This window comes from Bacillus sp. MN7755 (assembly GCF_054771475.1).
This window is the reverse complement of sequence record NZ_BTRL01000007.1, coordinates 113,748-138,047: the sequence shown is the minus strand read 5'-3', so window position 1 is coordinate 138,047 and position 24,300 is coordinate 113,748. Positions and strand designations below refer to the sequence as shown.

The 24,300-nt window shown below is 34.6% G+C and carries 18 protein-coding genes; 2 read left to right on the top strand and 16 right to left on the bottom strand.

The window, feature by feature from the left end; translation table 11 throughout:
- Positions 1-18: 18 nt before the first annotated feature.
- The 3 genes from ACYVEC_RS05905 to ACYVEC_RS05895 form a co-directional block, all read right to left on the bottom strand.
- Positions 19-3,381 (bottom strand): tubulin-like doman-containing protein, encoded by a 3,363-nt coding sequence (locus ACYVEC_RS05905; protein ID WP_275719092.1) that lies wholly within the window; start codon positions 3,379-3,381, stop codon positions 19-21.
- 72 nt (positions 3,382-3,453) lie between these two features.
- The gene (locus ACYVEC_RS05900; protein WP_063221256.1) at positions 3,454-5,553 is read right to left on the bottom strand and encodes a vWA domain-containing protein; all 2,100 of its coding nucleotides are present in this window, start codon (positions 5,551-5,553) and stop codon (positions 3,454-3,456) included.
- Positions 5,554-5,804: 251 nt separating this feature from the next.
- Positions 5,805-6,140, bottom strand: coding sequence for a hypothetical protein (locus ACYVEC_RS05895; RefSeq protein WP_060631803.1), 336 nt, complete (start codon positions 6,138-6,140; stop codon positions 5,805-5,807).
- Between the two features lie 134 nt (positions 6,141-6,274).
- On the opposite strand from ACYVEC_RS05895, the gene ACYVEC_RS05890 reads away from it, so the two are divergent.
- On the top strand, positions 6,275-6,667 hold the full coding sequence (locus tag ACYVEC_RS05890; protein ID WP_063221257.1) for a hypothetical protein: 393 nt from the start codon (positions 6,275-6,277) through the stop codon (positions 6,665-6,667).
- A 41-nt stretch (positions 6,668-6,708) separates the two neighbouring features.
- Here ACYVEC_RS05890 and ACYVEC_RS05885 read toward each other — a convergent pair whose 3' ends face one another.
- The 11 genes from ACYVEC_RS05885 to ACYVEC_RS05835 form a co-directional block, all read right to left on the bottom strand.
- Positions 6,709-7,428 (bottom strand): class I SAM-dependent methyltransferase, encoded by a 720-nt coding sequence (locus tag ACYVEC_RS05885; protein ID WP_063221258.1) that lies wholly within the window; start codon positions 7,426-7,428, stop codon positions 6,709-6,711.
- Between the two features lie 113 nt (positions 7,429-7,541).
- Positions 7,542-9,248: a peptide ABC transporter substrate-binding protein gene (locus ACYVEC_RS05880; RefSeq protein WP_098556517.1), complete on the bottom strand. Its 1,707-nt coding sequence runs from the start codon at positions 9,246-9,248 to the stop codon at positions 7,542-7,544.
- 285 nt (positions 9,249-9,533) lie between these two features.
- Positions 9,534-11,240, bottom strand: a complete 1,707-nt coding sequence (locus tag ACYVEC_RS05875; protein ID WP_098556519.1) for a peptide ABC transporter substrate-binding protein — start codon at positions 11,238-11,240, stop codon at positions 9,534-9,536.
- A 303-nt stretch (positions 11,241-11,543) separates the two neighbouring features.
- Positions 11,544-13,247 carry a peptide ABC transporter substrate-binding protein gene (locus tag ACYVEC_RS05870; protein WP_199677877.1) on the bottom strand — a complete coding sequence of 568 codons (1,704 nt, stop codon included), beginning with the start codon at positions 13,245-13,247 and terminating at the stop codon, positions 11,544-11,546.
- 347 nt (positions 13,248-13,594) lie between these two features.
- Positions 13,595-14,857, bottom strand: coding sequence for a dicarboxylate/amino acid:cation symporter (locus ACYVEC_RS05865; RefSeq protein WP_098555229.1), 1,263 nt, complete (start codon positions 14,855-14,857; stop codon positions 13,595-13,597).
- A gap of 205 nt (positions 14,858-15,062) precedes the next feature.
- On the bottom strand, positions 15,063-16,100 hold the full coding sequence (locus ACYVEC_RS05860; RefSeq protein ID WP_063221262.1) for an LCP family protein: 1,038 nt from the start codon (positions 16,098-16,100) through the stop codon (positions 15,063-15,065).
- 17 nt (positions 16,101-16,117) lie between these two features.
- Positions 16,118-17,116, bottom strand: a complete 999-nt coding sequence (locus tag ACYVEC_RS05855; protein WP_098555228.1) for an anti-sigma factor — start codon at positions 17,114-17,116, stop codon at positions 16,118-16,120.
- Between the two features lie 12 nt (positions 17,117-17,128).
- Entirely contained in the window at positions 17,129-17,662 is a 534-nt protein-coding gene (locus ACYVEC_RS05850) for an RNA polymerase sigma factor (RefSeq protein WP_098555226.1), read from the bottom strand.
- A 127-nt stretch (positions 17,663-17,789) separates the two neighbouring features.
- Complete coding sequence (locus tag ACYVEC_RS05845) at positions 17,790-18,161, bottom strand: VOC family protein (RefSeq protein ID WP_063221265.1); 372 nt, start codon at positions 18,159-18,161, stop codon at positions 17,790-17,792.
- Positions 18,162-18,210: 49 nt separating this feature from the next.
- Positions 18,211-19,017, bottom strand: coding sequence for an ABC transporter permease subunit (locus ACYVEC_RS05840; RefSeq protein WP_063221266.1), 807 nt, complete (start codon positions 19,015-19,017; stop codon positions 18,211-18,213).
- Positions 19,010-19,903 (bottom strand): ABC transporter ATP-binding protein, encoded by an 894-nt coding sequence (locus tag ACYVEC_RS05835; protein ID WP_063221267.1) that lies wholly within the window; start codon positions 19,901-19,903, stop codon positions 19,010-19,012. The genes ACYVEC_RS05840 and ACYVEC_RS05835 overlap by 8 nt, the downstream gene beginning before the upstream one ends.
- A 155-nt stretch (positions 19,904-20,058) precedes the next feature.
- Here ACYVEC_RS05835 and ACYVEC_RS05830 point away from each other — a divergent pair, with 155 nt between their 5' ends.
- A complete protein-coding gene (locus ACYVEC_RS05830; RefSeq protein ID WP_180230795.1) occupies positions 20,059-20,661 on the top strand; it encodes a TetR/AcrR family transcriptional regulator in 603 nt (200 codons plus the stop codon).
- A gap of 25 nt (positions 20,662-20,686) precedes the next feature.
- Here the strand turns inward: ACYVEC_RS05830 and ACYVEC_RS05825 are convergent, their stop codons facing one another.
- Positions 20,687-21,718 (bottom strand): oxidoreductase, encoded by a 1,032-nt coding sequence (locus ACYVEC_RS05825; protein WP_063221269.1) that lies wholly within the window; start codon positions 21,716-21,718, stop codon positions 20,687-20,689.
- 158 nt (positions 21,719-21,876) lie between these two features.
- Entirely contained in the window at positions 21,877-24,300 is a 2,424-nt protein-coding gene (parC, locus tag ACYVEC_RS05820; protein ID WP_063221270.1) for a DNA topoisomerase IV subunit A, read from the bottom strand.

Below are 24,300 nucleotides of genomic sequence, written 5' to 3'. Positions count from 1 at the left end.
GGATTCCCTTTTCATTCATTATACATTCGTTTTTGGCGTTTCTTCTTCATCATGAACGCTTAATAAATTTTGCCACTTTTTATAAGGAGCACTATTTGGATCTACGTAACCTTTCGCGTACGAACGATCCCACAATTGTTTAATAAACATTTCTTTCTCTTTCTTTGCGACCATATCGGCACCTGTACCGTAATAGTTTTGGAAATATAACTCAATTTCATCAAGGAATAACCTTAATAATTCATCAGAAGTTTCTTCTAACGTTGGGTCATATTTTGCTTCACGGTCATACATTAAAATCATATCTAAAATATTATGGACATGCTCTTTACGAAGCCATCTAATATCTTGAGCACCTAATACAAATGGATGTGTATATAAATGCCCACCTTGTATCATCGCCTTTTCTTGTTCTTCTTCAAATCTGGACAAGATGTTTTCATAAATAAATGGGTTATGGAGCAACGCTCTGTGTAATTTGTAACTTTCGCTTGAAATATTTTTTCCCATCGACTGAATTAAGAAGCTACGCCCAACACCGTTATATTGATACACGAACTGGCCATCAACAGCAACTAAACTAATCCAGCGATACATATACGCGTATAGAAGAGCTCGATTACATTTATCATAATCTAACTTCGTTTGCGTTGCATTTAAATCTGGCATGAAGGCTGGCAAGTGCCAATACTTATCTAAATGCGGTGTTAAACTAGATTTTTTACTATTTAATTTATTCACACGGCGATAATAAGATTGAAAATAATCACCTTTATCATTCATAAATCCATTTGCAATATGTCCAGATGAAAGCTTAGGAAAGTCTTGCAAAGATAAACCGTAATGCGCACGATAACAAATGACTTCAAACGGTGAAAAAGCTTCGTGTACTGTATCTTTTTCTTTAAACATTTCTTGAATTAATTCCTCTTGCAGTTCTTTCTTTAAAGATGGGTGTATCCCCCAATATTGTAATTCCCTATGATGGGAAACTTTTGGCACGAATGGGCTAGCTAAATGGAACAAGTCTTCAATTTTTTCACGAACGTATTCATCACGATCACGCTTCTTATAATCCGCTTCTTTGCGTAACGCCTCAACGATATTTAGCTCTAATTTATCACGATAGCGTATTTGTAATTCATCGTAGCAATAACTTAATATGTGCTCACGATAAAAGTCTTCTACCTTTTTCGATTGAATCTCTTCTGTTTTCGCATCTCGGCAATATTCCCCGTACAAACTCATATAAATTTCCGCAGATATATCTTTCGGTAATACACCTAAATTTAAATGTTGCTGCATATCTTGCCAAATCTTTTCTTGCAACTTCTCTTCAGCTAATACGTATACATTCGTTGGGTTTGTTTTCCCTTCAAATTCCTTGCTTCGTTTTTGAATTTCAAACAATAAATTTTCACGTGTTTCATGTAAATTATCAAAAAACCTTTCCCAATATTGAATCATTTTGTTAACTGCTTGATATAGTGATTGATACACGAGTTCTAATAGCATTTCTTTACGATACTCGTTTAATTTGTGTACGTACTGCGTTACAATATCTTCAAATTCTTTTTTAAACAAACGTTGCTGATTATTAATCATTTTTCCAAACCAGCCTTGTTGCTGCGCAATTTCTACTCGGCGCACAGCTGTTACCGTTCCATCAATATTACTCACATTAAATTTCTTATCGTAGTTTTGAATTAAATTACGCTTTTGTTCATTATTTTCATGTAGTCGATTCATTTTTTCTACTAACTGTTTTCGAATTTCATACAACATAAAACGAGCTGATACTGGATGAACAGGATCTGTTTTCTTTAAAAACCATGTATTTAGTTGATATGACTGTCCCTCAGAACCACTTGGTGAAAAACGGTCTGATTCAATCATGTCATACAATAGTGTCGTTACATGTTCATGTACACGGCTTGGAATCGCATACGCATATAAACGAACCGCATGATCCACCCTTGCTACTTCACCTTTCATTTGCTCCATCATTTTCAGCTTCGCAGCCGAAATTTTACACTCATGCTGCAGACGATTTAATTCCTCGTCTTTTTGCACCGTACGCTGTACATAACTTTCTACAGCTTCTAAAAACAGTTTAGATTTTGCAACACCGACCTTACCGCCTTCTGCTCCTTCACGTGTTTCATTGTACATTTGTCTATAGAAAATATGAGCCTGTTCAGGACGAGTAGCAAGATGTTCTAAGTCTTCTAAATAACTTTTCCCGCGCTCTGGCTTTTCACGCTGCATACCACGTTTTACATCTTGGTCATATCTTTGCTTCTTCTCTTGAAACAACTGATCTAAATGAAGCCAAGATTCATCTAAACCTTGCACGGCCCATTTTAAAGCACAATATTTTAACACGTGCTCATATGGATAAATAATCTTTGCCGTTCCTGCCCCGCAATATCGTCCTTTCCCGCTTGATTCTGCTAATTGCTGAATTTGATTATCTTCCTGTGCAAAATGATTTGCAGACATCGGACTAAATAACTGTAAATAAATCGTATTTGCCATTTGCTCCATATAATCTGATAAATTATGCAGATGGTGTCCATGCAGATTTTCGTAATCGTATAAGAAACAATAATTGTACGGTAAATGATGTTGTTTAATTGTATGATTCGTTCTGCCGTCTTCATCTACTTGGTCAGGTCGATATTCTAATTCAATTGTAACGCCACCGCGTTTTGATAATTCTCCGGTAGAACCGAGTGTAATGGCATGTAATTCTTTTAACGATGCATAGCCGTTTGCTTGCACCGTTTCAAATTCTTTCGCACTAACCGTTCTCGTCTTCACTAACACATCAGGCATTAGAAACGCACCACGTATTAAAATGTTGTGGTGTTGCAATTTCTTCCGAAGCATTTCACGTAAATATAATGCAATTTGTAGAAACATCCCTGAACCTGTTCCACCCGCTAGTGATGTTACTATAATGACACGCACACCATATTCCGTTTGATCACTTGTAACCGGGAAAATTTTCTCGATTTCTTGCCAAAAGGAGGTGAGTTTATCTTCTTTCATTGCAGCACGTAACGCTAGACGTGAAATAACGCGCAACTGTCCTGCTCCTTCTGTCAGTGGTTTATCAAGTATAGTCGGGTCCATTGGAAACCACTCTGGAATCGTTGGATCTCCCGCAATATACTCCCTAGGCGTTTTACTAGAACTCGTTTGCGTCTTAAACTTTCGAATATGATCAAATTTACTCAATGTATTCACATCAGTATCAAATACGTGCATTGCTACCTTTTTTCGGCGCTCCTCAGGTAGCCTTTCATATATTTGATGTGTCACAGTACTACCGATTCCACCTAAACCAATTAATATTGTTGGAACTTGTAACGTCATGTGAACCACCTTCCTATTCTTGCTTGTTTAAAAAGAGGGGGGAAGATAGTACTCTACTCTTTTCCCCATCTATTATTCACACTCGTATTTATAAATCTCCTTACCATATCCTCTATCAATTACTAAAAGTTCATTTGGATATAATGTCTTATGTTCCATTCTAACCTCATCCTCTGTTATAAACATCCCATCAATAATCATTCCTACTACTTGTGACTCTTTCGCTACAAATATTGATTTCGATCCTTTCTTTGCTATAAACGTAACGGATTGCACAGTCTTTCTTTCTGCTCTATACGGAATACCAAAATAATGTTTCCACCATTTATTTTTAAGTAACTCTGGCTCAGATTGATATAACCAATCTTTCGCTACCTCTTGATCCCATTCGTAATACAATAGTGCTTTACGGTGAAATCTTGGACGGACAATCCATCCTAAAACGATTATTCCTACTATTAACAGTAATAAAGTGATAGGAATAACAAACTTAAAAATAAGCGCATACTTTTCATAAAACGGTGCATTTTGAATATGAAGTGATATTTTTTTCTTTACTTCTTGTAATTTTGAATCCTGCACTACGATGGTAGCTTCTACGGTGCCGGTATCTGTAAAATTGAATGTGTCGGAGTAATGAGGTCGAGGATAAATATAAATTTGATTACCATGTTGTTTTATTTCATAGTTGATTGATTGTTTAGATGTGACACCAGTAGATTTTAATAGTTTCTTTACAGCCTCTTCTGTCATCGGCTTACCATCTAACTGTGGTTGTATAATAAACGGTTTACTATTCTCTAAATTTGATACTTTTTCTTCATAATCTTTCGTGACAGTTTGAAGTGATAATTCAGGCTTTTTAGTTGTTTCAATTTTAAATTCTTTCGTCTGTCTGTAGAATCCTTTTATGTTCATATGAACTTTCCCACGTACTAATCCTTTAGTAAGCTTAGTTTCGTAATAAAACACATGTCTTTTATCGTCCCACTTCATTGCATATTGCTTTCCGTCTATTTCTACTTCTGCCTGGAAGTAAGAAGACTGAACTGGCAACTCAGTAGGCTTTGCTTCAATAACAGCTGTCACATCTTCATACATTTCCTCAATTTTTTTTCTATCCTTATCTTCTTTGTCATAAGTAGAAACCGTATAATTAAGCGCCGGTTCAACAAGTACTTGTAACCCTTCTTTCTCAATATCCTGGTCCACTTCTATCGTATAAGTTCCTGGTTTAATAACTTCCTCATTTTCCGTACTTATATGAACTATATTTCCGAATAATTTCGCTTCTCCTGGTGCATGTATGGAAAAAGAAGATTGTAATTGTAATGGTTTAGAAATTTGTGTGACCTGATAATTAGACAAAGAAGGTGATTGTCGTACAAGTGTCATACGCTTTAAAGGAAATGGTGTTGTAATCTCTACTTTTTTTCCTACTACTTTCGTTTTTACAATCGATTCAACAGAGGAGAATGGATCACGATTTGCTACTAATGCTGCCACTTGATTGACACTTTTTACGATCCCATCCTCTCCACTAGATGGCATCGTAACTCCATTTATCTCTTTCTTCCATATTTCTTTAAACGTATTTAGTTGTGCCTTTTCCTGCTGTCCTAAATCCTCTTCCATCGTAATTAAAATTGGATGTAACGATATCTTTTTTACATCCATTTCTTTCTTAAACTGTGCTAACTTCTGTGTAATTTGTTCTTTTCCGCCAACCTTATCTTTCTCTAAATCATTAAATGCCCCGTCAGTTAATACAATAAGCCAAAATTCACGTTTCCCATCTATATCTGCTTCCTTTTTTATAGATTGCATCGCGGTTTCTACTGCGCTAAACGGAGTATTTAAATACGTTTTCCATGCTCCAATTCCCTCAATTTCCGTTTGTCTCTTATCCTTCGTTAACGAAATGTTTAATGGATCATTCGGCTTGCTCATTGGAACGTAGGAAAATTTATCTTTTTCATCTAATAGCGCAACTAAACTTTGCAAAGCGTAATTGGCATATTTCCAGCGATCGTTATTTCTCATGCTGCCCGAATCATCATATACAAGTGAAACGACCCTTTCCTTTGCCTCCTCTCCTTTTGCAAAAGTCCAAAAAGGATGTAACCATATAAATAGAAACAACATGAATGTGGCACAAATTCGAATTTTCATGATGAGGCTTCGCCACCTTTGTAGACAAATTCCTATGTTTAAATTTATGAGAGGATACAAGATATATGACTTGTATTTTAGGACAACGAACACACCATAAAATTATTATGTAAATAGTTATATTAACTTGGTAATATTTCCTCTCGCACTCTCTACCCCATTATATAAGTAAAAAAAGCCTGTTTAAGCTCTACACTTAAAACAGACTTTTCCTACTTTTTATATTCAAAACACTTAGCAAAAAGTTTGATTTATTGCTTCACATATACCTCAACAACTGGATTATCTTTATTATCCGCATGCAAGCGTATATTCTCTTCACTTGTACTATAAATACTAGCTAATAACATAATCGTTAACACATTAGGAGTTTTTGCATCGCTCCCGTATTTTCTTTCCAGCGCTTCCTTATATTCAAAATCCAAATCCCCCTGCACATATGTATACACTTCAAAGCCATCTTCTAAATTGCAAACTACTGTATCAATAATGTCTGCCCCTACTTGCTTCTTCATTTCCTCTCGCAATGCTTCAATAAACTCTTCCCACGGTACTTCGTATGTCTGAAACTGATCTGTAGATTTCATGACTTTTCCTCCTTATATATCCTCTTCCTATATTTCCCCTTTCCTATAACAATTATGATAGTTAGGACATTCGTACAAGCCGCACTTGTCCCCTTTACATATCGTATTACTGTAATGCGGAAGGAGGAAAGAACATGCATAGACAAAAATGTTATGATACGTGCCGACGTTATTTCGGTAAAGTCGTTCGCATTGAAGATCGTGATGGTCGCATTCATTTAGGGAAAATAATTGATGTGACAAATAGCTCTGTATGGATTGAACCAGTGCAACAGCACTCATCTTTTGATTCAGGATTCGGATACTACGACGCATATGCAAACGGTGGTTGTGATCTTTGCGGCGGCCTTAACAGATGTGATAGTTGTGGATTTGGTTGTGGTGGTGGTGGATTCAGCGGCTGTGGATGTGGCGGTCGTGGTTGTGGTAGTTGCGGCGGCTGGGGAGGCGGCGGTTGTGGCTGGGGTGTTGAACTCGGATTTGGTTTCATCTTCGGAATTACATTGGCTGCATTATTTTTCATTTAACATAAGTAAAGAGTTGACTACCTTTAGCCAACTCTTTTTCTTTATTTTTCACATATAAAAATACGATGGCCTAAAATATGTTGGTACATAAGTCGTACATTTTCATGCTGTACCCATGCCTCATATAACTCATTCGGAATAAATTGTGATACATTCCATTCTGGCTCTTCTATATAGCTAGAGATTGTTTCTGCAATTGTGCCACCGCCAGCAATTGTAACCCGCCTAAAGTTTGCTTTCTGAAATAATTGAATCCACTCACTCTCAGTTAATAGTTCGTTCATGCCATATAATTGGGCGATTTTCTCTTCCTCTTCCCTCCCAATGTGGGCATTAATAATCATTTCAATTACAACTAACTTTCCGTCCTTCTGTAATACACGATAGCACTCCGAGATAACCCTTTCTTTCTCTGTAAAAGCAAGTATCGATTCTCCGAGTACCAATTCAAATGAGTCATGCAAACAAGGTAATTGCTCTGCCTTTCCTTCAATTAATTGAATGTCTATTCCTTCAAACGACCATCTATCTTTCGCCTTCTGAATCATAATCTCATTCTGTTCAACCGCCGTTACTTTATAACCACATTCTTTTGTCATATACGCTGCTGTTTTCCCCGTACCACAGCCTATCTCAAGGACGTTAGCTCCATATCTAAAAGGCAGTTGTGCTAACAATTGTTTTGTTAACGTAAAACCGCCAGGATGAGCACTCCCTATTCCGTAATACGCTAAGAAATCGATGTATGTGTTTCGTTTCATAGAATTCTCCTTTAAATTTTCTATAATACATATATTCACCCATCAATAAATCGTGCACATAAAAAAAGCATTTCCAAGTGCTATACCGCAACTTGAAAATGCTCTTCTCTTTTTTATTTCTCTTCTACATACGCCCATTTAAAGCTATATTCCGGACTAATATTATGTTTCACAATCCCCTTTACATTTGGTTTCATAACATATGATCTACCACTTTGATATAAAGGTACAAGCGCTACATCATCTTCAAGTAACAATTTTTCTGCTTTCCCTAACTCTGTCCAACGTTTTTTCGCATCAGCCATCCATTCCGTCTTACTTTTAGTAATAATGTCATCATATTTTGAATTTGAATAGCTCATCTGATTCTGCGAATTTTTTGTTTCAAACATATCAAGGTATGTCATTGGATCCGCATAATCTGGATTCCAGCCGCCATATGAGAAATCATAATCTTGGTCTGATTCTAATTTTAGTTTTTGCTTAAATGGCTGCAGTTTAATATTTACTGTTACACCTTTTAAATTCTTTTCAACTTGGTCTTTTACATACTCCCCAACTTTTTTCGCATTACCAGTATCATAATTTAACAGTTCAATTGTTACTTGATCTTTTCCAAGTTCTTTTTTCGCTTCTTCCCAGGCTGCCGCTGCCTTTTTGGAGTCTTGTTTTAAACCATTCTTGAACGTTTCTGCGAAATCTTTACCGTCTGGTCCACTCGCTAAACCTTTTGGTACTAAGTAATCCACTGGTTTTGAACCATCATTTAAAATAACATTCGTTAAAGCTTTCTTATCAATTGATAATGCAATTGCTTCACGTAGTTTTTTGCTCTTTAACGGTGTATCTTGCCAACCACGTTTTTGGTTTAGACGTAAGTAAAACGTACTTGTTTCCGAATATGCGCCGAACTCTTCTTTATTATTTCTATACTTATCAACAAATTCACCTGATAAAAGTGTGAAATCAATCGCACCTGTGTCATATAAATTTACTCTAGTAGCTGGTTCTTTTACTACACTATAATTGATTTCTTCTAGTTTTACAGTCTTTTTGTCCCAATACTGCTCATTTTTCTTTAATTTCCAACCTTGCTCATGCTTCCAATCAGTAAGCACAAATGGACCATTATAAAGTGTTGTATCAGACTCTAAACCGAATTTATTCCCTTTTTCTTTCACGAACTTTTCATTTAATGGATAGTAAGACGCAAATGCCATTAAGTTCAAGAAATATGGTACTGGTCTTTCTAGTTCCACTTCAAGCGTATAATCATCTACCGCTTTTACACCTAATGTAGAAACTTCTCCTTTTCCTTGATTAATTGTTTCCGCATTTTTAATATAGTAAGCGATAAATGCATACTCAGCAGCTGTTTTTGGATCTACTAGACGTTGCCATGCAAATACGAAATCTTTCGCTGTTACTGGATCACCGTTTGACCATTTTGCATCTTTACGTAGTTTAAATGTATATTTTTTACCATCCTCGCTTTTTGTGCTAGATTCTGCTACAGCTGGGATTGGCTTATTGTCTTTATCAAGGCGATATAAACCTTCCATCGTATTCCCTAAAATTTGTGAGCCAAGTGTATCTGTATTTTTGGAAGTATCCATCGTCGGAATTTCATTCGTTTCTGTACGATTTAACACTTGCTTTGCCGCATATTTAATATCAGACTTCTTCTCTTCCCCACCATTATTAGACGTTGTAGTCGATTTCTTCTCCCCACCAGAAGATCCAGAACATGCTGTTAAAGCCATACTCATTGCCAAAACTGGTGCTACAACTGCCGTGAATTTTTTCATCTTTTTCTTCATTCTTGTACCCTCCCCAATTATATGTACGAAACTAACTTTGAGAGATTTTCTATGAACATAATTATTAATACCTTTTCACCAATTAACACGCTATTAATTACCCTCATTTTTGAAGTTTTAATAATTTTATTTTTATAGTAACTATGTATTTTACTATTATTGCTATACGAATTCTCCCCCATCTACTATATGTCAGTACCACATTTCTTATTCTTCTCTATTTAATTGAATATAAAAAGAGCGTGTTAAAAATAACTTATCTACTTTTAAACACGCTCTTTTTTATTATTTACCTTCCGTTACATAAGCCCACTTAAAGCTATATTCTGGACTAATGTTGTGTTTCGCAATTCCTTTTACATTCGGTTTCATTACATACGCTCTTCCTGTTTGATATAAAGGAACTAATCCTGCATCTTCTTCAAGGAATAATTTCTCTGCTTTTCCTAACGTTTCCCAACGCTTCTTCGGATCAGACAGTAATTCATTACCTGCTTTCGCTACCATTTCATCATATTTTGGATTCGAATAACTCATTTGGTTATATGGGCTCTTCGATTCAAACATATCAATAAATGTCATTGGATCCGAATAATCTGGGCTCCAACCTGCAAACGAAACTTCATAATCTTGTGCTGACTCTAATTTTAGTTTTTGTTTGAACGGTTGAATTTTCGTGTTAACCGTTACACCTTTTAAGTTTTTCTCAATTTGATCTTTAAAATAGTCAGCAATTTTTTTCGCAGTTCCATCATCATAGCTTAGTAATTCAATTGTCACTTGATCTTTACCAAGTTCTTTTTTCGCTGCTTCCCAAGCTGCTGCACCTTTTTTCGGATCATATTTTAAACCATTTTTAAATGTATCTTGGTAGTCTTTACCGTCTGGTCCTGTCGCAAGCCCTTTTGGCACTAATTGATCTGTTGCTTTTGAACCGTTATTTAAAATAACGTTTGCTAAACCTTTTTTATCAATTGATAATGCGATTGCTTCACGTAGTTTTTTGCTCTTTAACGGTGTATCTTGTCCGTTACGCTTTTGATTTAAACGTAAGAAGAATGTACTTGCTTCTGAATACTCACCGTACTCTTCTTTGTTCGATTTATATTTATCAACGAATTCTCCTGATAATAGTGTGAAATCAATTGATCCTGTATCATATAAGTTTACTTTCGTCGCAACTTCTTTTACTACACTATAGTTAATCTCTTCTAATTTTACAGTCTTATTATCCCAGTACTTATCATTTTTCTTTAGCTGCCATCCTTGTTCATGTTTCCATGAAGCCATAACGAACGGTCCGTTATACAACGTTGTATCTGCTTCTAAACCGAATTTATCTCCTTTTTCTTTTACGAACTTTTCATTTAAAGGATAGTAAGATGGGAATGCCATTAAATTCAAGAAATATGGTACTGGTTTTTCTAATTCTACTTCTAGCGTATAATCATCTACCGCTTTTGCTCCTAAATCTGTTAGAGGCTTTTCACCTTTATTAATTGCTTCTGCATTTTTAATATAGAAGGCAATAAACGCATATTCTGCAGCTGTATTTTTATCAAGTAAGCGCTGCCATGCGTATACGAAATCTTTCGCTGTTACTGGATCACCGTTTGACCATTTTGCATCTTTACGTAATTTAAATGTATATTTTTTGCCATCCTCGCTTTTCGTACTAGATTCTGCTGCAGCTGGGATCGGCTTATTATCTTTATCTAATCGATATAAACCTTCCATTGTGTTCCCTAAAATTTGAGAACCTAATGTATCAGTAGATTTTGAAACATCCATCGTCGGAATCTCTTGATTCTCTGTACGATTTAACACTTGTTTTGCCGCGTATTTAATTTCAGATTTTTTCTCTTCCCCACCACCACTAGACGTCGTAGTTGATTTCTTCTCCCCACCAGATCCAGAACACGCTGTCAACGCCATACTCATCGCTAAAACTGGCGCTACAACCGCCGTGAACTTTTTCATCTTTTTCTTCATTTTTGTACCCTCCCCAATTATATGTACGAAACTAATTTTTAGAGATTTTCTAATAACTAGTTATCAGAAAATTCTTATTAATTAATATTCTACTAATTTTTCCGGTTTTGTAAAGTTATTTTTGAAATATTTAAAAAATTTATTCCGATTAGTAGTATAGTCTATTTTTTATGAACATGCTACAGGTATCCCTCCATCTACTACATTTCGTTCTTTCTCTACTCTTTCATTTTCGTGTCATTGTACAATAAAAAAAGTACTTCAAAGCAGATAGACTGCTTTGAAGTACTTTCACAACTTTTATTATTTTTCAGTAACATATGCCCACTTATAGCTGTATTCTGGGCTAATATTATGCTTAACAACACCTTTTACATGCGGTTTCATAACATAAGATCTAGCACTTTGATATAAAGGTACAAGGGCTACATCTTCTTCAAGAAGTAATTTCTCTGCTTTTCCTAGTTCCTCCCAGCGCTTCTTCGCATCACTCATTAATTCCCCACCAGCTTTTTTAATTATTTCATCATATTTCTGATCAGAGAAACTCATTTGGTTATGAGAGTGCTTACTTTCAAACATATCTAAATATGTCATTGGATCCGCATAATCTGGGCTCCATCCACCATATGAAATATCATAATCTTGATCTGATTCTAATTTAAGTTTTTGTTTAAACGGCTGCAGTTTAATATTTACTGTTACACCTTTTAAGTTTTTCTCAATTTGATCTTTTACATATTCCCCAACTTTTTTCGCATTACCAGTATCATAGTTTAAAAACTCAATTGTAACTTGATCTTTTCCAAGTTCTTTTTTCGCTTCTTCCCATGCAGCAGCTGCTTTTTTCGCATCTGGTTTAATACCGTTTTTAAACGTTTCTTGGAAGTCTTTCCCATCAGCTCCAGCTGCTAAGCCTTTCGGCACTAAATAATCTGCAGGTTTTGACCCATCATTTAAAATAACATTTGTTAAATTCTTTTTATCAATTGATAGCGCAATTGCTTCACGTAATTTTTTACTCTTTAATGGTGTATCTTGTCCACCACGTTTTTGGTTTAAACGTATAAAGAACGTACTTGGTTCGTTATACACCCCATATTCCTCTTTATTATTTCTATATTTGTCAACAAATTCACCTGTTAATAAGGAGAAATCAATTTGACCACTATCATATAAATTCACATTAGTTGCTGGCTCTTTTACAACACTATAGTTAATTTCATCTAATTTTACAGTCTTTTTATCCCAATATTGATCATTCTTCTTCAGTTTCCAGCCTTGCTCATGCTTCCAATCAGTAAGAACGAACGGTCCGTTATATACAGTTGTATCAGATTCTAAACCGTATTTATCCCCTTTTTCTTTTACGAATTTCTCATTTAATGGATAGTACGATGGGAATGCTACTAAGTTTAAGAAGTATGGTACTGCTTGTTCTAATTCAACTTCTAAAGTAAGGTCATCTACTGCTTTAACTCCTAGTTCTGTTACAGGTTTTTCACCTTTATTAACCGCTTCTGCATTTTTAATTGGGAATGCGATGAATGCATACTCAGCAGCTGTTTTTGGATCTAATAAACGTTGCCATGCAAACACGAAATCTTTCGCTGTTACAGGATCACCATTTGACCATTTTGCATCTTTACGTAATTTAAATGTATATTTTTTACCATCCTCACTCTTCGTACTTGATTCTGCCGCAGCTGGGATTGGTTTATTCTCTTTATCTAAACGGTATAATCCTTCCATTGTGTTCCCTAAAATTTGAGAACCCAAAGTATCTGTACTCTTTGAAGTATCCATTGTTGGGATTTCCTGATTTTCTGTTTTATTGAACACTTGTTTCGCTGCTAATTTTTCTTCTGATTTGCTATCTCCGCCAGAGCTAGAATTTGTGCTTGTCTTCTTATCTCCACCTGATGTAGAACATGCTGTTAATGCCATACTCATTGCTAAAACTGGTGCTACAACTGCTGTTAGTTTTTTCATTTTTTTCTTTTTCACTTTCTGTACCCTCCCTAATTCTTAACGCTCTCATTTAAGAATTTTCTGATAATTCTGTTTTTCTTTATATATTTATCAGAAGATTCTTATTAACTATTATTCTACTAATTTTTTGAGTTTTGTAAAGTGTTATTATTGAAAATTTTTAAAAAATTATTTTTTTACAGTAATATTCATAAAAATTCCATAATCTTTTAAAACACTATACCTCATTGAATTATATGTACTGATTTAATAGTCTTTATATCCCTTAGCTATAAAACACTTGTAAATTATTGTTAATAAATAATGTATATTATAACAAACCCCTTTTCTACAAAAATAAAAAAGTCAGCAAAGCTGACTTTTTATCCGACCATTTTCTCTCTTTTCATTTCCTCTACTATTTTCATATACTTCTCATTATCAAATTCATTTTCACTTTTTGCAACAACTACAGTCGCAATACCATTACCAATTAAATTAACGATAGCACGTGCTTCTGACATGAAACGATCTACCCCAAGTAATAGTGCTAACCCTTCTAATGGAATAACATTCATTGCAGATAAGGTAGATGCTAGTACAATAAATCCTCCGCCTGTTACTGCCGCTGCTCCTTTAGATGTAACTAACAAAATAGCTATTATAGTTAATTGTTGACCTAGTGAAAGATCGACGTGAAAGACTTGCGCTAAAAATATAGTAGCCATTGATAAATAAATCGTTGTTCCATCTAAATTAAAAGAGTATCCCGTCGGAATGACTAAACCTACTACCGGCTTCGAACATCCGAAGTCTTCCATCTTTGTCATCATTCGCGGTAGTACTGATTCTGATGATGATGTCCCAAGAACAATGAGTAATTCTTCTTTAATGTGAGATAAATATTTCCACAAACTAAATTTATACAGTTTACAAATAAAATTTAATACAATAAAAACAAATAATGCCATTGTCGCATATACACAAATCATTAGTTTACCAAGTGGTATGAGCGTGCTTAAACCGTATTTTCCAATTGTAAATGCCATTCCACCGAATGCTCCAACCGGTGCTAATTTCATTACAATGGATAAAATGTTAAAAAATACTTTCGATAATCTTTCAAAAAAGTCGATAACTGGTTGTCCATTTTTCCCTAGCATCGTTAACCCTGCACCGAATAAAATTGAGAAGAATAACACTTGTAAAATATCACCTTTTGCAAATGCTTCAAACATGTTAGACGGCACAATATGCAAAAAGAAATCCATCCATTTCATTTCTTGCCCACTTTGTACATATTGTGAAACATCTCCGCCCTTTAGTTTTGAAGGATCTAATCCATCTCCTGGACGAACAACATTTGCTACGATGATACCAATAATTAAAGCCGCTGTTGTAACAATTTCAAAATATAATAGTGCCTTTCCGCCAACACGACCTACCTTTTTCATACTTCCCATACTTGCAATACCAAGCACAATTGTTAAAAAGATAATCGGTGCAATAACCATTTTGATCATATTGATGAACGTTTCACCAATTGGCTTCATCTCTTGTCCAACACTCGGCCAAATTGCTCCTACTGCAATACCACAAATAATGGCCACAATAACTTGAAATGTTAAATTCTTTACGATTCTCATTTTTGATACTCCCCTGTTCCTTTCATTTCTCCCATATTATTCCAATAATTGCTAATGATGTATTTTATGTAATATCCCCCCTGTTATTTAACTTAAACCACATCTTTATGTTACACTATTATCCATAATTTAAAAATAGTGTATAACATTTAATTTTAAATGTCATACTATTAAACATAATAAAAAAGCAGACATTATGCCTGCTTTAATTCTCCTCAATCTGCTTTTCACTTAATCCTAGATGTGTTCTAAGTGTATTACTCAAACTCTGTAGATCTTTTTTATTAGGATTATAATAATATACACGTTGGCCGTTTGGGCCATTAGGTAAGTATAAATCATCACCTGCTAATTGAATTTTTTCAACCGAACAATTTAAACCATATTTATAAAAAGATAAAATATCATCCATTGTTAAATTTGTTTTAAAATCACCGTCAACCGCCTCAACTATTTTTTCAAGCTTCGTAATCGAGCCTACACTTTTTAATTTACTTAAAATCGCTTCCATAACAAGTTGTTGGCGCTGCCCTCTCATTGCATCACTATCAATATGACGCGTTCTTGCTAGGGCAAGTGCTTCTTCTCCTGTTAATTTTTGTAGTCCTTTTTTCAAATGGATCGCGTCAGCTTCATCTTTACTATTTTGCTCCGTAAATTCAACTGGGACATCTACTTCAATCCCATCTAATCCATCAACAATTTTAGTAAATGAATTAAAATTAAACTTCACAAAATAATCAACAGGCACTTGTAATAATTTTTCTACCGTTTCAACTGAAGCTTGCGGCCCTCCATCTTTACCATTTTTAACGAAACCTCTTCCATATGCATGCGTTATTTTATCTTTTTTCTTTTCAACTGGAACATATGTGTATGTATCACGTGGTATGCTCGTTAATTTCACTGTTTTATCGTCTTTATTAAAAGTAGCTAGCAGTAGTGCATCTGTATGAAATGCCCCATTATATTCCTTTTGTCGTTCCTGATTTTCATCAATTCCCATAATTAAAAGTGAAACATTATTTGCAATTGGTTTTACGGCGTTCTCACGTAAATTTGATTTTTCACCACGTGCTAAATTAACATTTGATTTTTGTACGAGATTAGAAGTTTTCATATATACGTAAGTACCATATCCAACTCCACCAAATAGTAATACTACTAACAATACACTTATTATCGTTGTCTTTTTATATTTTCGTTTATTTTTCTTTTCTCTTGAAGAAGAGGTATTCTCCATATCGTTCCCTCCGTTTTCTATTCATCTAATATATTTTTCAATTTCTCATAATTAACGCTATCCTTTTGAAAGGCATTCTCTTTCAATCCTTTGTTTATTTGTATCCATTCAGTCGTGATCGAATATTGAATCATACCTTCGTGGAAACTAAGAAACTTCAACATAATCCCTGTATTTTTCTCTACAACCATTTCAAATTTCCCTCTTAAATCTTCAGATGTACTTACAGGCATTTCTATATTTATTGTCCCTTCTATTTTGTAGCAATCAAGTCCAAGATACTTCGTTTCTTTATAATTCCAATCTTTATATCGAATTAATAGATCAGCAAATTCTGATTGAATACTATACTTCGCTAATCCAACATATTCATCATCATATCTTTTTTTCTCACCTGATTTTCTCAATAACCTTTCCGTAGGATTTAATTTTAATAATTCATTGTTTTTTTCTTTCGGACTCCATTTCATCTCTTTATATGTATACTTCTCATCATCAAATTCTTTTTTCTTCCCCTCGTTATATATAATAGTCCGTTTTTTCACTAATTTATCTTCTTTCGAAGAGATACCTCTTTGTTGCTCCGTATCAATTGTATATTTGTATGTTGTAGCAATTCTTGACGAACTAGAATATTCCTCAAATTGTCCTGAAATATTTTTAAAATGATCAATGGAATCTAGCATCTTTTCATGAATCTTTTCTTTATCTGGATAATTTGCATTCGATTTTACTTCCTCTTCATTTTCGTAATCAGAAAATGCCTTTTTCTTTACATATTCAAATACTCCGCCGTTTTGAGCAAAAATTTGATCAGAAAACTCCGACATAGACACAATTGAAAGTGCTAGAACAGCAGCACTTATAACCATCATATAAACTCTGTAACCTTTCTTTTTTACCGGAAGATTATGTAGTGTACCATTAATCTTTTCATTTAACTCTGGCGGCACTATAACATTCTCTTCTTTTATTCTCTTTTTTAATTTCTCATCAAATAATTTTTCATCATCCATCCTTTGCACCTCCTATTCCATCTTTAATCGTTTCTGTAGTTGTTCCCTCGCACGTGACAATCTCGATTTCACTGTTCCTTTTGGTACTTCTAAAAGCTTCGCTATACTCTCTTGATTCATATCTTCATAATAATAAAGCACCGTAACAGCCCTTAACTCTTCATGTAACGATTGAATCGCATTACACAAATCTATATCTTCATACTGATCGCACGCGCTCATATTGTAATCATTCTCTTCTGTCACAATTACCTTTTTATACGCTCTAATAATATTGTTACATTCATTCATTAAAATTCGAATTAACCAAGTTTGAAAAAACTCTTCTTTCTTTAATTTTTTTAAATTTTCATAGGCTTTTAAAATTGTTGTTTGTATCGCATCCTCTATATTTGTCTCATCACGTAACATAGCCTTTGCAATACGATACATCTTCACTTTTTCTGTATGTATAAGCGTCATAAATGCTTCATGGTCACCTTTTTTCGCTAAGGAAACATCTGTTTCTTCTTTTACAAACATTTTATATAAAGGGATTACTTTCACAATTGCTCCTCCTGTTTCATCCTCACTTCAAATTTAACTTTACATGTATTAGACGGATGAGCCTAGAAAAAGGTTCATTTTTTTGAATATTTTCATAAAAAAAGGTAAACATTCTTCATGTTTACCTTTACTTAGACGTGATCCTAAGGAAATATCCGTCTGGATCCACAACTTTAAATCCTCTCATCTCCCACGGATAAGTTTGAATTTCTTCTTGTATCTTGCATCGCTTCTCTTTACAACGTTCATATACTTCTTCAATTCGGTCGACAACAATAATTAGTTCAAAGCCATGCCCTTTCATTTCTTTTTGATTGTAAAAATAGTGATTTTCATTCAATGTTGAATCGCTAGCTAGTAATAAAGAAAAGCAATCATGATTAAAACGTCCTGTATGCTCACTTCTTTTATACAATTTTAATCCAATAATTGTTTCATAAAACAATACTGACTTTTCAATATCATGTACATATAGCTTAACACGGAATAAATGATCCACTAGTTTCCTCCTCATCAAAAAAGTCCACTCATATAGTGGACTTTCTACTCTATAACGGTAAATCCCTCTCCCTAAATACAACAATTGCTATTATAAATATACAAAGCGCTCCAGCAGTTAAACCTATACTTACCGGCCATATATTATACGTTCCTTCAGCAATTTCTTTTGGACGAAACAGTGTAAATAACGATAGACTTTTCATCCACTCTAACTTATCACTTAATTTGCCTACCATATTTAGTACGAAAAATAAAATAGTTAAACTCGCTGAGTAGCTCAGTGCCTTTCTTTCATCATTACATATACAAGAAAAGAAAAATGAATAAGCGCTAACTACTAAAAATATGAGCCCTCCGACTACGTTTATCTTGAGGAATAATTCTTTATTTAAGTTATTATCTTTTAAAAACCATTCTGCACCTACTATCCCCGCTACATATGTGACAATTACAATGATTAGTAGTCCTAATATGAGAACAACAGCTTGCGTGATTGCAACTTTCACTCTGGATACAGGTGTCGCTAATAAATATGCCATCGCTCCTTTATCTACATGACGTGCCATTAAATGTGTCGCAACTGTAACGCAAAAAATTGTTAATATGATAATAAACAATAGACTATAGTACTCACCAGCTAAAAAATCCATCACATTTTGAATCGGACTTTCCATACCAACAATTTTTTTCACACTATCAGGCATAGCACTTATTAATTCATTTAACCCTTTCGCTGATACCATTGAGGGGAATATCCAAATTAATAACCATAAATAAAGAGCTGCACCAGTTGCATAACTTAAAATACTTTTTTGTGTTTCTTTCAAACTAGCTAAAAATAATTGCTTATTCATGCTTTACCCCTTCTTTCTTATCGTAATAATGCATAAATAAATGTTCTAAATCCATTGCTCTCGTTTGAAGTGCTGTTACATTATAGTCTGAAAGTGTTTGTAAAACAGTTTGATAGTTTCCTTGCACAATAATCGATGCCTCTCTACCTTTCACCGTTTCAAATTGCAAATTACATTGTGTAAGAGATTCAATCTCTTCTTGCGATGATACGGTTACATCTATTATCTGTCGTCTCATACTTTGTAAATCGTGAATATTTTCAACCGTTACAAGGCGCCCATCTTTAATAATCGCTACTCGGTCACATGTACGCTCAATCTCAGTGAAAATATGCGACGACATAAGAATTGTTTTTCCTCTTTGCTTTTCCTCTAATATTAAATCTATAAACACTTGCTGCATAAGTGGATCGAGTCCAGATGTTGGTTCATCTAAGATTAGCACTTCTGGATCATGCATAAAAGCAGCAACAATCCCTACTTTTTGCTTCATTCCTTTAGACATTTTACGAATTGGTGTTTTCACATCAAATTGTAGACGTTCTATTAGTTCATCTCGTCTTTTCGTATCCTGTAATCCGCGCATTCCTTGCATTAACTTTAGAAAGTCTAATCCATTCATTCCTTCAATAAAAGAAATTTCTCCTGGTAAATATCCGACTTCTCTTTGAATTTTCGCGGCTTCATTCCAGCAATCTAATCCAAAAATCGTTGCTTTACCAGATGTCGGTTTTATAAATCCCATTAAATTACGAATCGTTGTTGATTTCCCGGCACCATTTGGTCCTAAGTAACCGAATACTTCTCCTACTTTTACATCAAATGTAATATGAAACAGACCTTTTCCATTCGAAAACTGTTTTGTAACATCTTGAACTGAAATCATAATTCCACCTCATTTTTTGAAATATTTAATTTATGATATTTCAAAATTATTGTACTCCTCATCTTTCATATTCGCAACAACTTTTTGAAATATTTATATGTCCATATTTCAAAAATATTGTTTTCCATTATTTTTTCTTGTATATTTTAATTGAGGTGATTGCATTGAACGGCTTTGAAAAAGTAAAAGAAAAGAAAAAACGCGCTATTAAAAAGGCAGCTTTCTTATTATTTTCAGAACGTGGATTTAATGAAGTGAAAATAGAACATATCGCAAAAGAAGCAAACGTTTCTCAAGTTACAATTTATAATCATTTTGGAAGTAAAGATGCGTTATTTAGAGAACTTATACAAGAATTTATTATATCTGAATTTCAATATTATAAAGAGCTTGCTGAAGAAAAATTACCTTTCCATGATATGATGCAAAAAATGATTGTAAGAAAAATGAATACTGGCGGATTATTTCAGCCTGATATGTTACTACAAATGATGCAAAGGGACGAAATTCTCCGAGAGTTTATTTATAGTTATCAAAATGAAAAAATACTGCCATGGTATTTAGAAATATTAGAACAAGCGCAGCAAAAAAATGAAATTAACCCCCACCTTACTAAAGAAATGATGTTACTTTACATTCAAATGTTCACTAAATTAGGTGATGATTTTGGAGCACAACTTTTGGAAGGAGATCGTGAAAAACATATACAAGATATCGTTACGATGTTCTTTTATGGACTGTCCGTCCCAGAAAAATAAAAAAGACACGAAATTCGTGTCTTTTTTATTTTACCGAAATGACTCTACCCGTTTCACTACTTTCAACCGCTAATTGAATCAGCTTAATAACTTCTAAACCTTCTTGTGCTGTTACAGGTAGTTTCTCACCATTTAATATATTATCTCTTATACCTTTATAATACATGTCATAACAGCCGACTTCTGTTGGAATACGGTCTAAACGTTCTTCTGTTTCTAAAGTAGCAAAATTCGCTTCAGCGTCTACTCCGTAACCGTTATCGCCTGGCTTCATTCCATTTTTTAATTGTTCCTCTTGTGAATCCATACCATACTTCACGATAGAACCTTTTTCTCCATGCAGTGTAAAGTGTGGACCTGCTTGTTTTACATAACTGCTACTATGTAAAATGATACGCTTTACTCCGTAGTGAAGTACAACATGGAAGTAATCATCAATTTGTGCACCTGGTCGTTGTTTAATTACATCTGCACTTATCGCATCTGGTTTCCCAAATAATGATAATGCTTGGTCAATTAAATGTGACCCTAAATCATATAATATACCTGACCCCGGTAAGTTCTTTTCTCTCCAGCGATCACGGACATGTGGACGGAAACGATCAAAATTCGCTTCATATGCGTATACATTCCCTATTCTATTTTCTTCTAATAATTTCTTTATCGTTAAAAAGTCATTATCAAAACGACGATTATGATATACACTCAATACCACATTATGTTGCTCTGCTAATGAAATAAGCTCTTCTCCTTCTTCAATTGAAACAACAAATGGCTTTTCCACAACAACATGCTTACCGTTTAATATTGCTTCTTTTACATATGGAAAATGAGTTGTATTCGGTGAAGTAATGACCACTAAGTCAATATCAGCTCGCTTCACCAATTCATCAATTGTACTAACGACGTTAGCATTCGGTAATGTTTCTTTTACTACCTCTTCTTTTGAAGATAATACCGCACGAATATCGTATTCTTCTATCGTTTGTAATAATGGGATGTGAAATGTTGTACTAGAAAATCCAAACCCTACAATCCCTACACCTATTTTTTTCATGTTGTCCCTCCATTTATCCTGCTATTTGTGGCGAGTAAGATCCCCACTGATTAAAGTTTCACTTTATGAGAACGATTTCATTCAGTTATTATAACAAGATTCATACTAATTTGCCTAGAAAAAAGCATCTTGCCATTATCCATAGCAAGATGCTCCCTTTATTCCGGTCTTTTTTTCGTCCACGTTTCAATAACTTCACCAGTATCATTAACATCTAGCACTAAACTACCGTTACTATACCGGTCTTTATTTCGATACGCTTTCGGATCAATTTCTTCTACAATGTGTTTCTCTGTCTTCATGTAAACTAGTTCATCGTCTCGAACAATTTCAATACCGACAATGCGGTATGGATTACGTTTTAACTCTTTGAAAATAACAAGCCCTCGCTTCGCCCTCGTTGATTTCTCAATTTCTGTTGCTTTTAGACGTTTTACAGCACCGCGCTGCGTTACGAGAATAAGTTGATCTTTGTCACCATTTAATGGTTTACCAGAAGCAACATAGTCATCTTCTTTTAAATTAATTGCTTTCACACCAGCGGCCCTTACGCCTACTGGACTTACTTCATCTTCATGGAAAATAAGTGCATATGCACCGTGTGTAGCAAGAACAATATCACTCGTTCCATCTGTCGCAAATATATCGACAACCACATCATCTTTTTTCAAGTTTACAGCGACGAACGCCCTTGAATAACGCTGTACTTTATATTGGTTTAATTCTGTTTTCTTAATCATACCATTCCGCGTTACAAATACGATAAATCGTTTTTCTTCCTCAAAGTTCGGTACGACAGTTGCCCAAATAATGGTTTCATCCCGGTCGAGTGAAACGATATTAGCAACGTGCTGACCTAAATCTTTCCAACGAATATCTGGCATTTCGTATACTGGCAGATATATATAGTTTCCTTTATTCGTAAATAAGAGGACTGTCTCTGTCGTATTCGTATCGAATCGTTCAAGTAAGATGTCACCCTCTTTCATACCGAAGTCTTTGCCATTTGAGGCATTATGCGAGCGCCATCCAGTACGTTTCACATACCCTTCTTTCGTTACAGTAACGATGACATCTTCTTGTGGGATCATTACTTCTACATCTATTTTAATTTCCTCAATTTGTTCTTCAATAATAGCACGACGATCATCACTATATGTTTTCTTCACTCTCTTTAAATCTGTTTTAATAACTTGAAGCAATCTTTTTTCACTTTGTAAAATCGCCTGTAACTCTATAATTTTCTTATTCAGCTCATCGGCTTCTTGTTGTAGTGCTGTAATATCTGTATTCGTTAAACGATATAATTGCAAGGATACAATCGCTTCCGCTTGCGCTTCTGTAAAACCAAATTTCGCACTTAAATTATCTTTTGCATTACGCTTATCTTTTGAAGCTCGAATCGTTTCGATTACTTGATCTAAAATCGATAATGCTTTCTTTAAACCTTCTACAATATGTTGACGATTCTCCGCTTTTCTTAATTCATATTGTGAACGTCTCGTAACAACCTCTTTTTGGTGGCCAATATAAGCATCCAATATTTTTGGTAATGTCATAAGTGTTGGGCGACGATTATTAATCGCTACCATATTAAAGTTGTACGGAATTTGTAAATCTGTATTTTTATATAAATAATTTAAAATCCCTTCAGCATTTGCTTCTTTCTTCAATTCTACAACAATGCGAAGACCTGTACGATCTGTCTCATCACGAACTTCAGCAATACCATCTAATTTTTTATCTAGACGTAATTCATCCATTTTTTTAACAAGGTTTGCTTTATTCACTTCGTAAGGAATTTCAGTGATTACGATTTGCTGTTTCCCACCACGAACCGTTTCAACTTCTGCTTTTCCACGAATAATGATTTTACCTTTTCCTGTTTCATACGCCTTTTTAATACCATCAATCCCTTGAATAATACCGCCTGTCGGGAAATCTGGTCCTTTCATAACTGTTAATAAATCATCAACAGTACTATTTGGCTTATCAATACGCATCATTGTAGCATCAATAACTTCTCCAAGATGATGCGGAGGAATTTCTGTTGCATAACCAGCGGAAATCCCCGTTGATCCGTTCACTAATAAGTTCGGAAACGCTGCTGGTAATACAACTGGTTCTTCACTCGTATCATCAAAGTTTGACACGAATTCAACTGTTTCTTTATCAAGATCACGTAATAATTCAGATGCAATTGGTGATAAACGAGCTTCCGTATAACGCATTGCTGCTGCTGGGTCCCCATCGACACTACCATTATTACCATGCATTTCAACTAAAACATTACGTACTTTCCAAGTTTGACTTAAACGTACCATCGCCTCATATACAGAGGAATCTCCGTGTGGATGATAGTTACCGATAACGTTACCTACTGTTTTAGCTGATTTACGAAACGCTTTATCATGTACATTACCTTCTACATACATAGAATATAAAATACGTCTTTGTACTGGCTTTAAACCATCACGTGCATCTGGAAGTGCACGATCTTGAATTATATATTTACTATAACGTGCAAAGCGGTCACCTAACACGTCTTCAAGCGGGAGGTCATGAAACTTCTCTGCTTGCAT

Coding starts and splice junctions, on each gene's coding strand:
- ACYVEC_RS05905 (WP_275719092.1), bottom strand. CDS start 3,381: ATGACGTTACAAGTTCCAACAATATTAATTGGTTTAGGTGGAATCGGT.
- ACYVEC_RS05900 (WP_063221256.1), bottom strand. CDS start 5,553: ATGAAAATTCGAATTTGTGCCACATTCATGTTGTTTCTATTTATATGG.
- ACYVEC_RS05895 (WP_060631803.1), bottom strand. CDS start 6,140: ATGAAATCTACAGATCAGTTTCAGACATACGAAGTACCGTGGGAAGAG.
- ACYVEC_RS05890 (WP_063221257.1), top strand. CDS start 6,275: ATGCATAGACAAAAATGTTATGATACGTGCCGACGTTATTTCGGTAAA.
- ACYVEC_RS05885 (WP_063221258.1), bottom strand. CDS start 7,428: ATGAAACGAAACACATACATCGATTTCTTAGCGTATTACGGAATAGGG.
- ACYVEC_RS05880 (WP_098556517.1), bottom strand. CDS start 9,248: ATGAAGAAAAAGATGAAAAAATTCACGGCAGTTGTAGCACCAGTTTTG.
- ACYVEC_RS05875 (WP_098556519.1), bottom strand. CDS start 11,240: ATGAAGAAAAAGATGAAAAAGTTCACGGCGGTTGTAGCGCCAGTTTTA.
- ACYVEC_RS05865 (WP_098555229.1), bottom strand. CDS start 14,857: ATGAGAATCGTAAAGAATTTAACATTTCAAGTTATTGTGGCCATTATT.
- ACYVEC_RS05860 (WP_063221262.1), bottom strand. CDS start 16,100: ATGGAGAATACCTCTTCTTCAAGAGAAAAGAAAAATAAACGAAAATAT.
- ACYVEC_RS05855 (WP_098555228.1), bottom strand. CDS start 17,116: ATGGATGATGAAAAATTATTTGATGAGAAATTAAAAAAGAGAATAAAA.
- ACYVEC_RS05840 (WP_063221266.1), bottom strand. CDS start 19,017: ATGAATAAGCAATTATTTTTAGCTAGTTTGAAAGAAACACAAAAAAGT.
- ACYVEC_RS05835 (WP_063221267.1), bottom strand. CDS start 19,903: ATGATTTCAGTTCAAGATGTTACAAAACAGTTTTCGAATGGAAAAGGT.
- ACYVEC_RS05825 (WP_063221269.1), bottom strand. CDS start 21,718: ATGAAAAAAATAGGTGTAGGGATTGTAGGGTTTGGATTTTCTAGTACA.
- parC (WP_063221270.1), bottom strand. CDS start 24,300: ATGCAAGCAGAGAAGTTTCATGACCTCCCGCTTGAAGACGTGTTAGGT.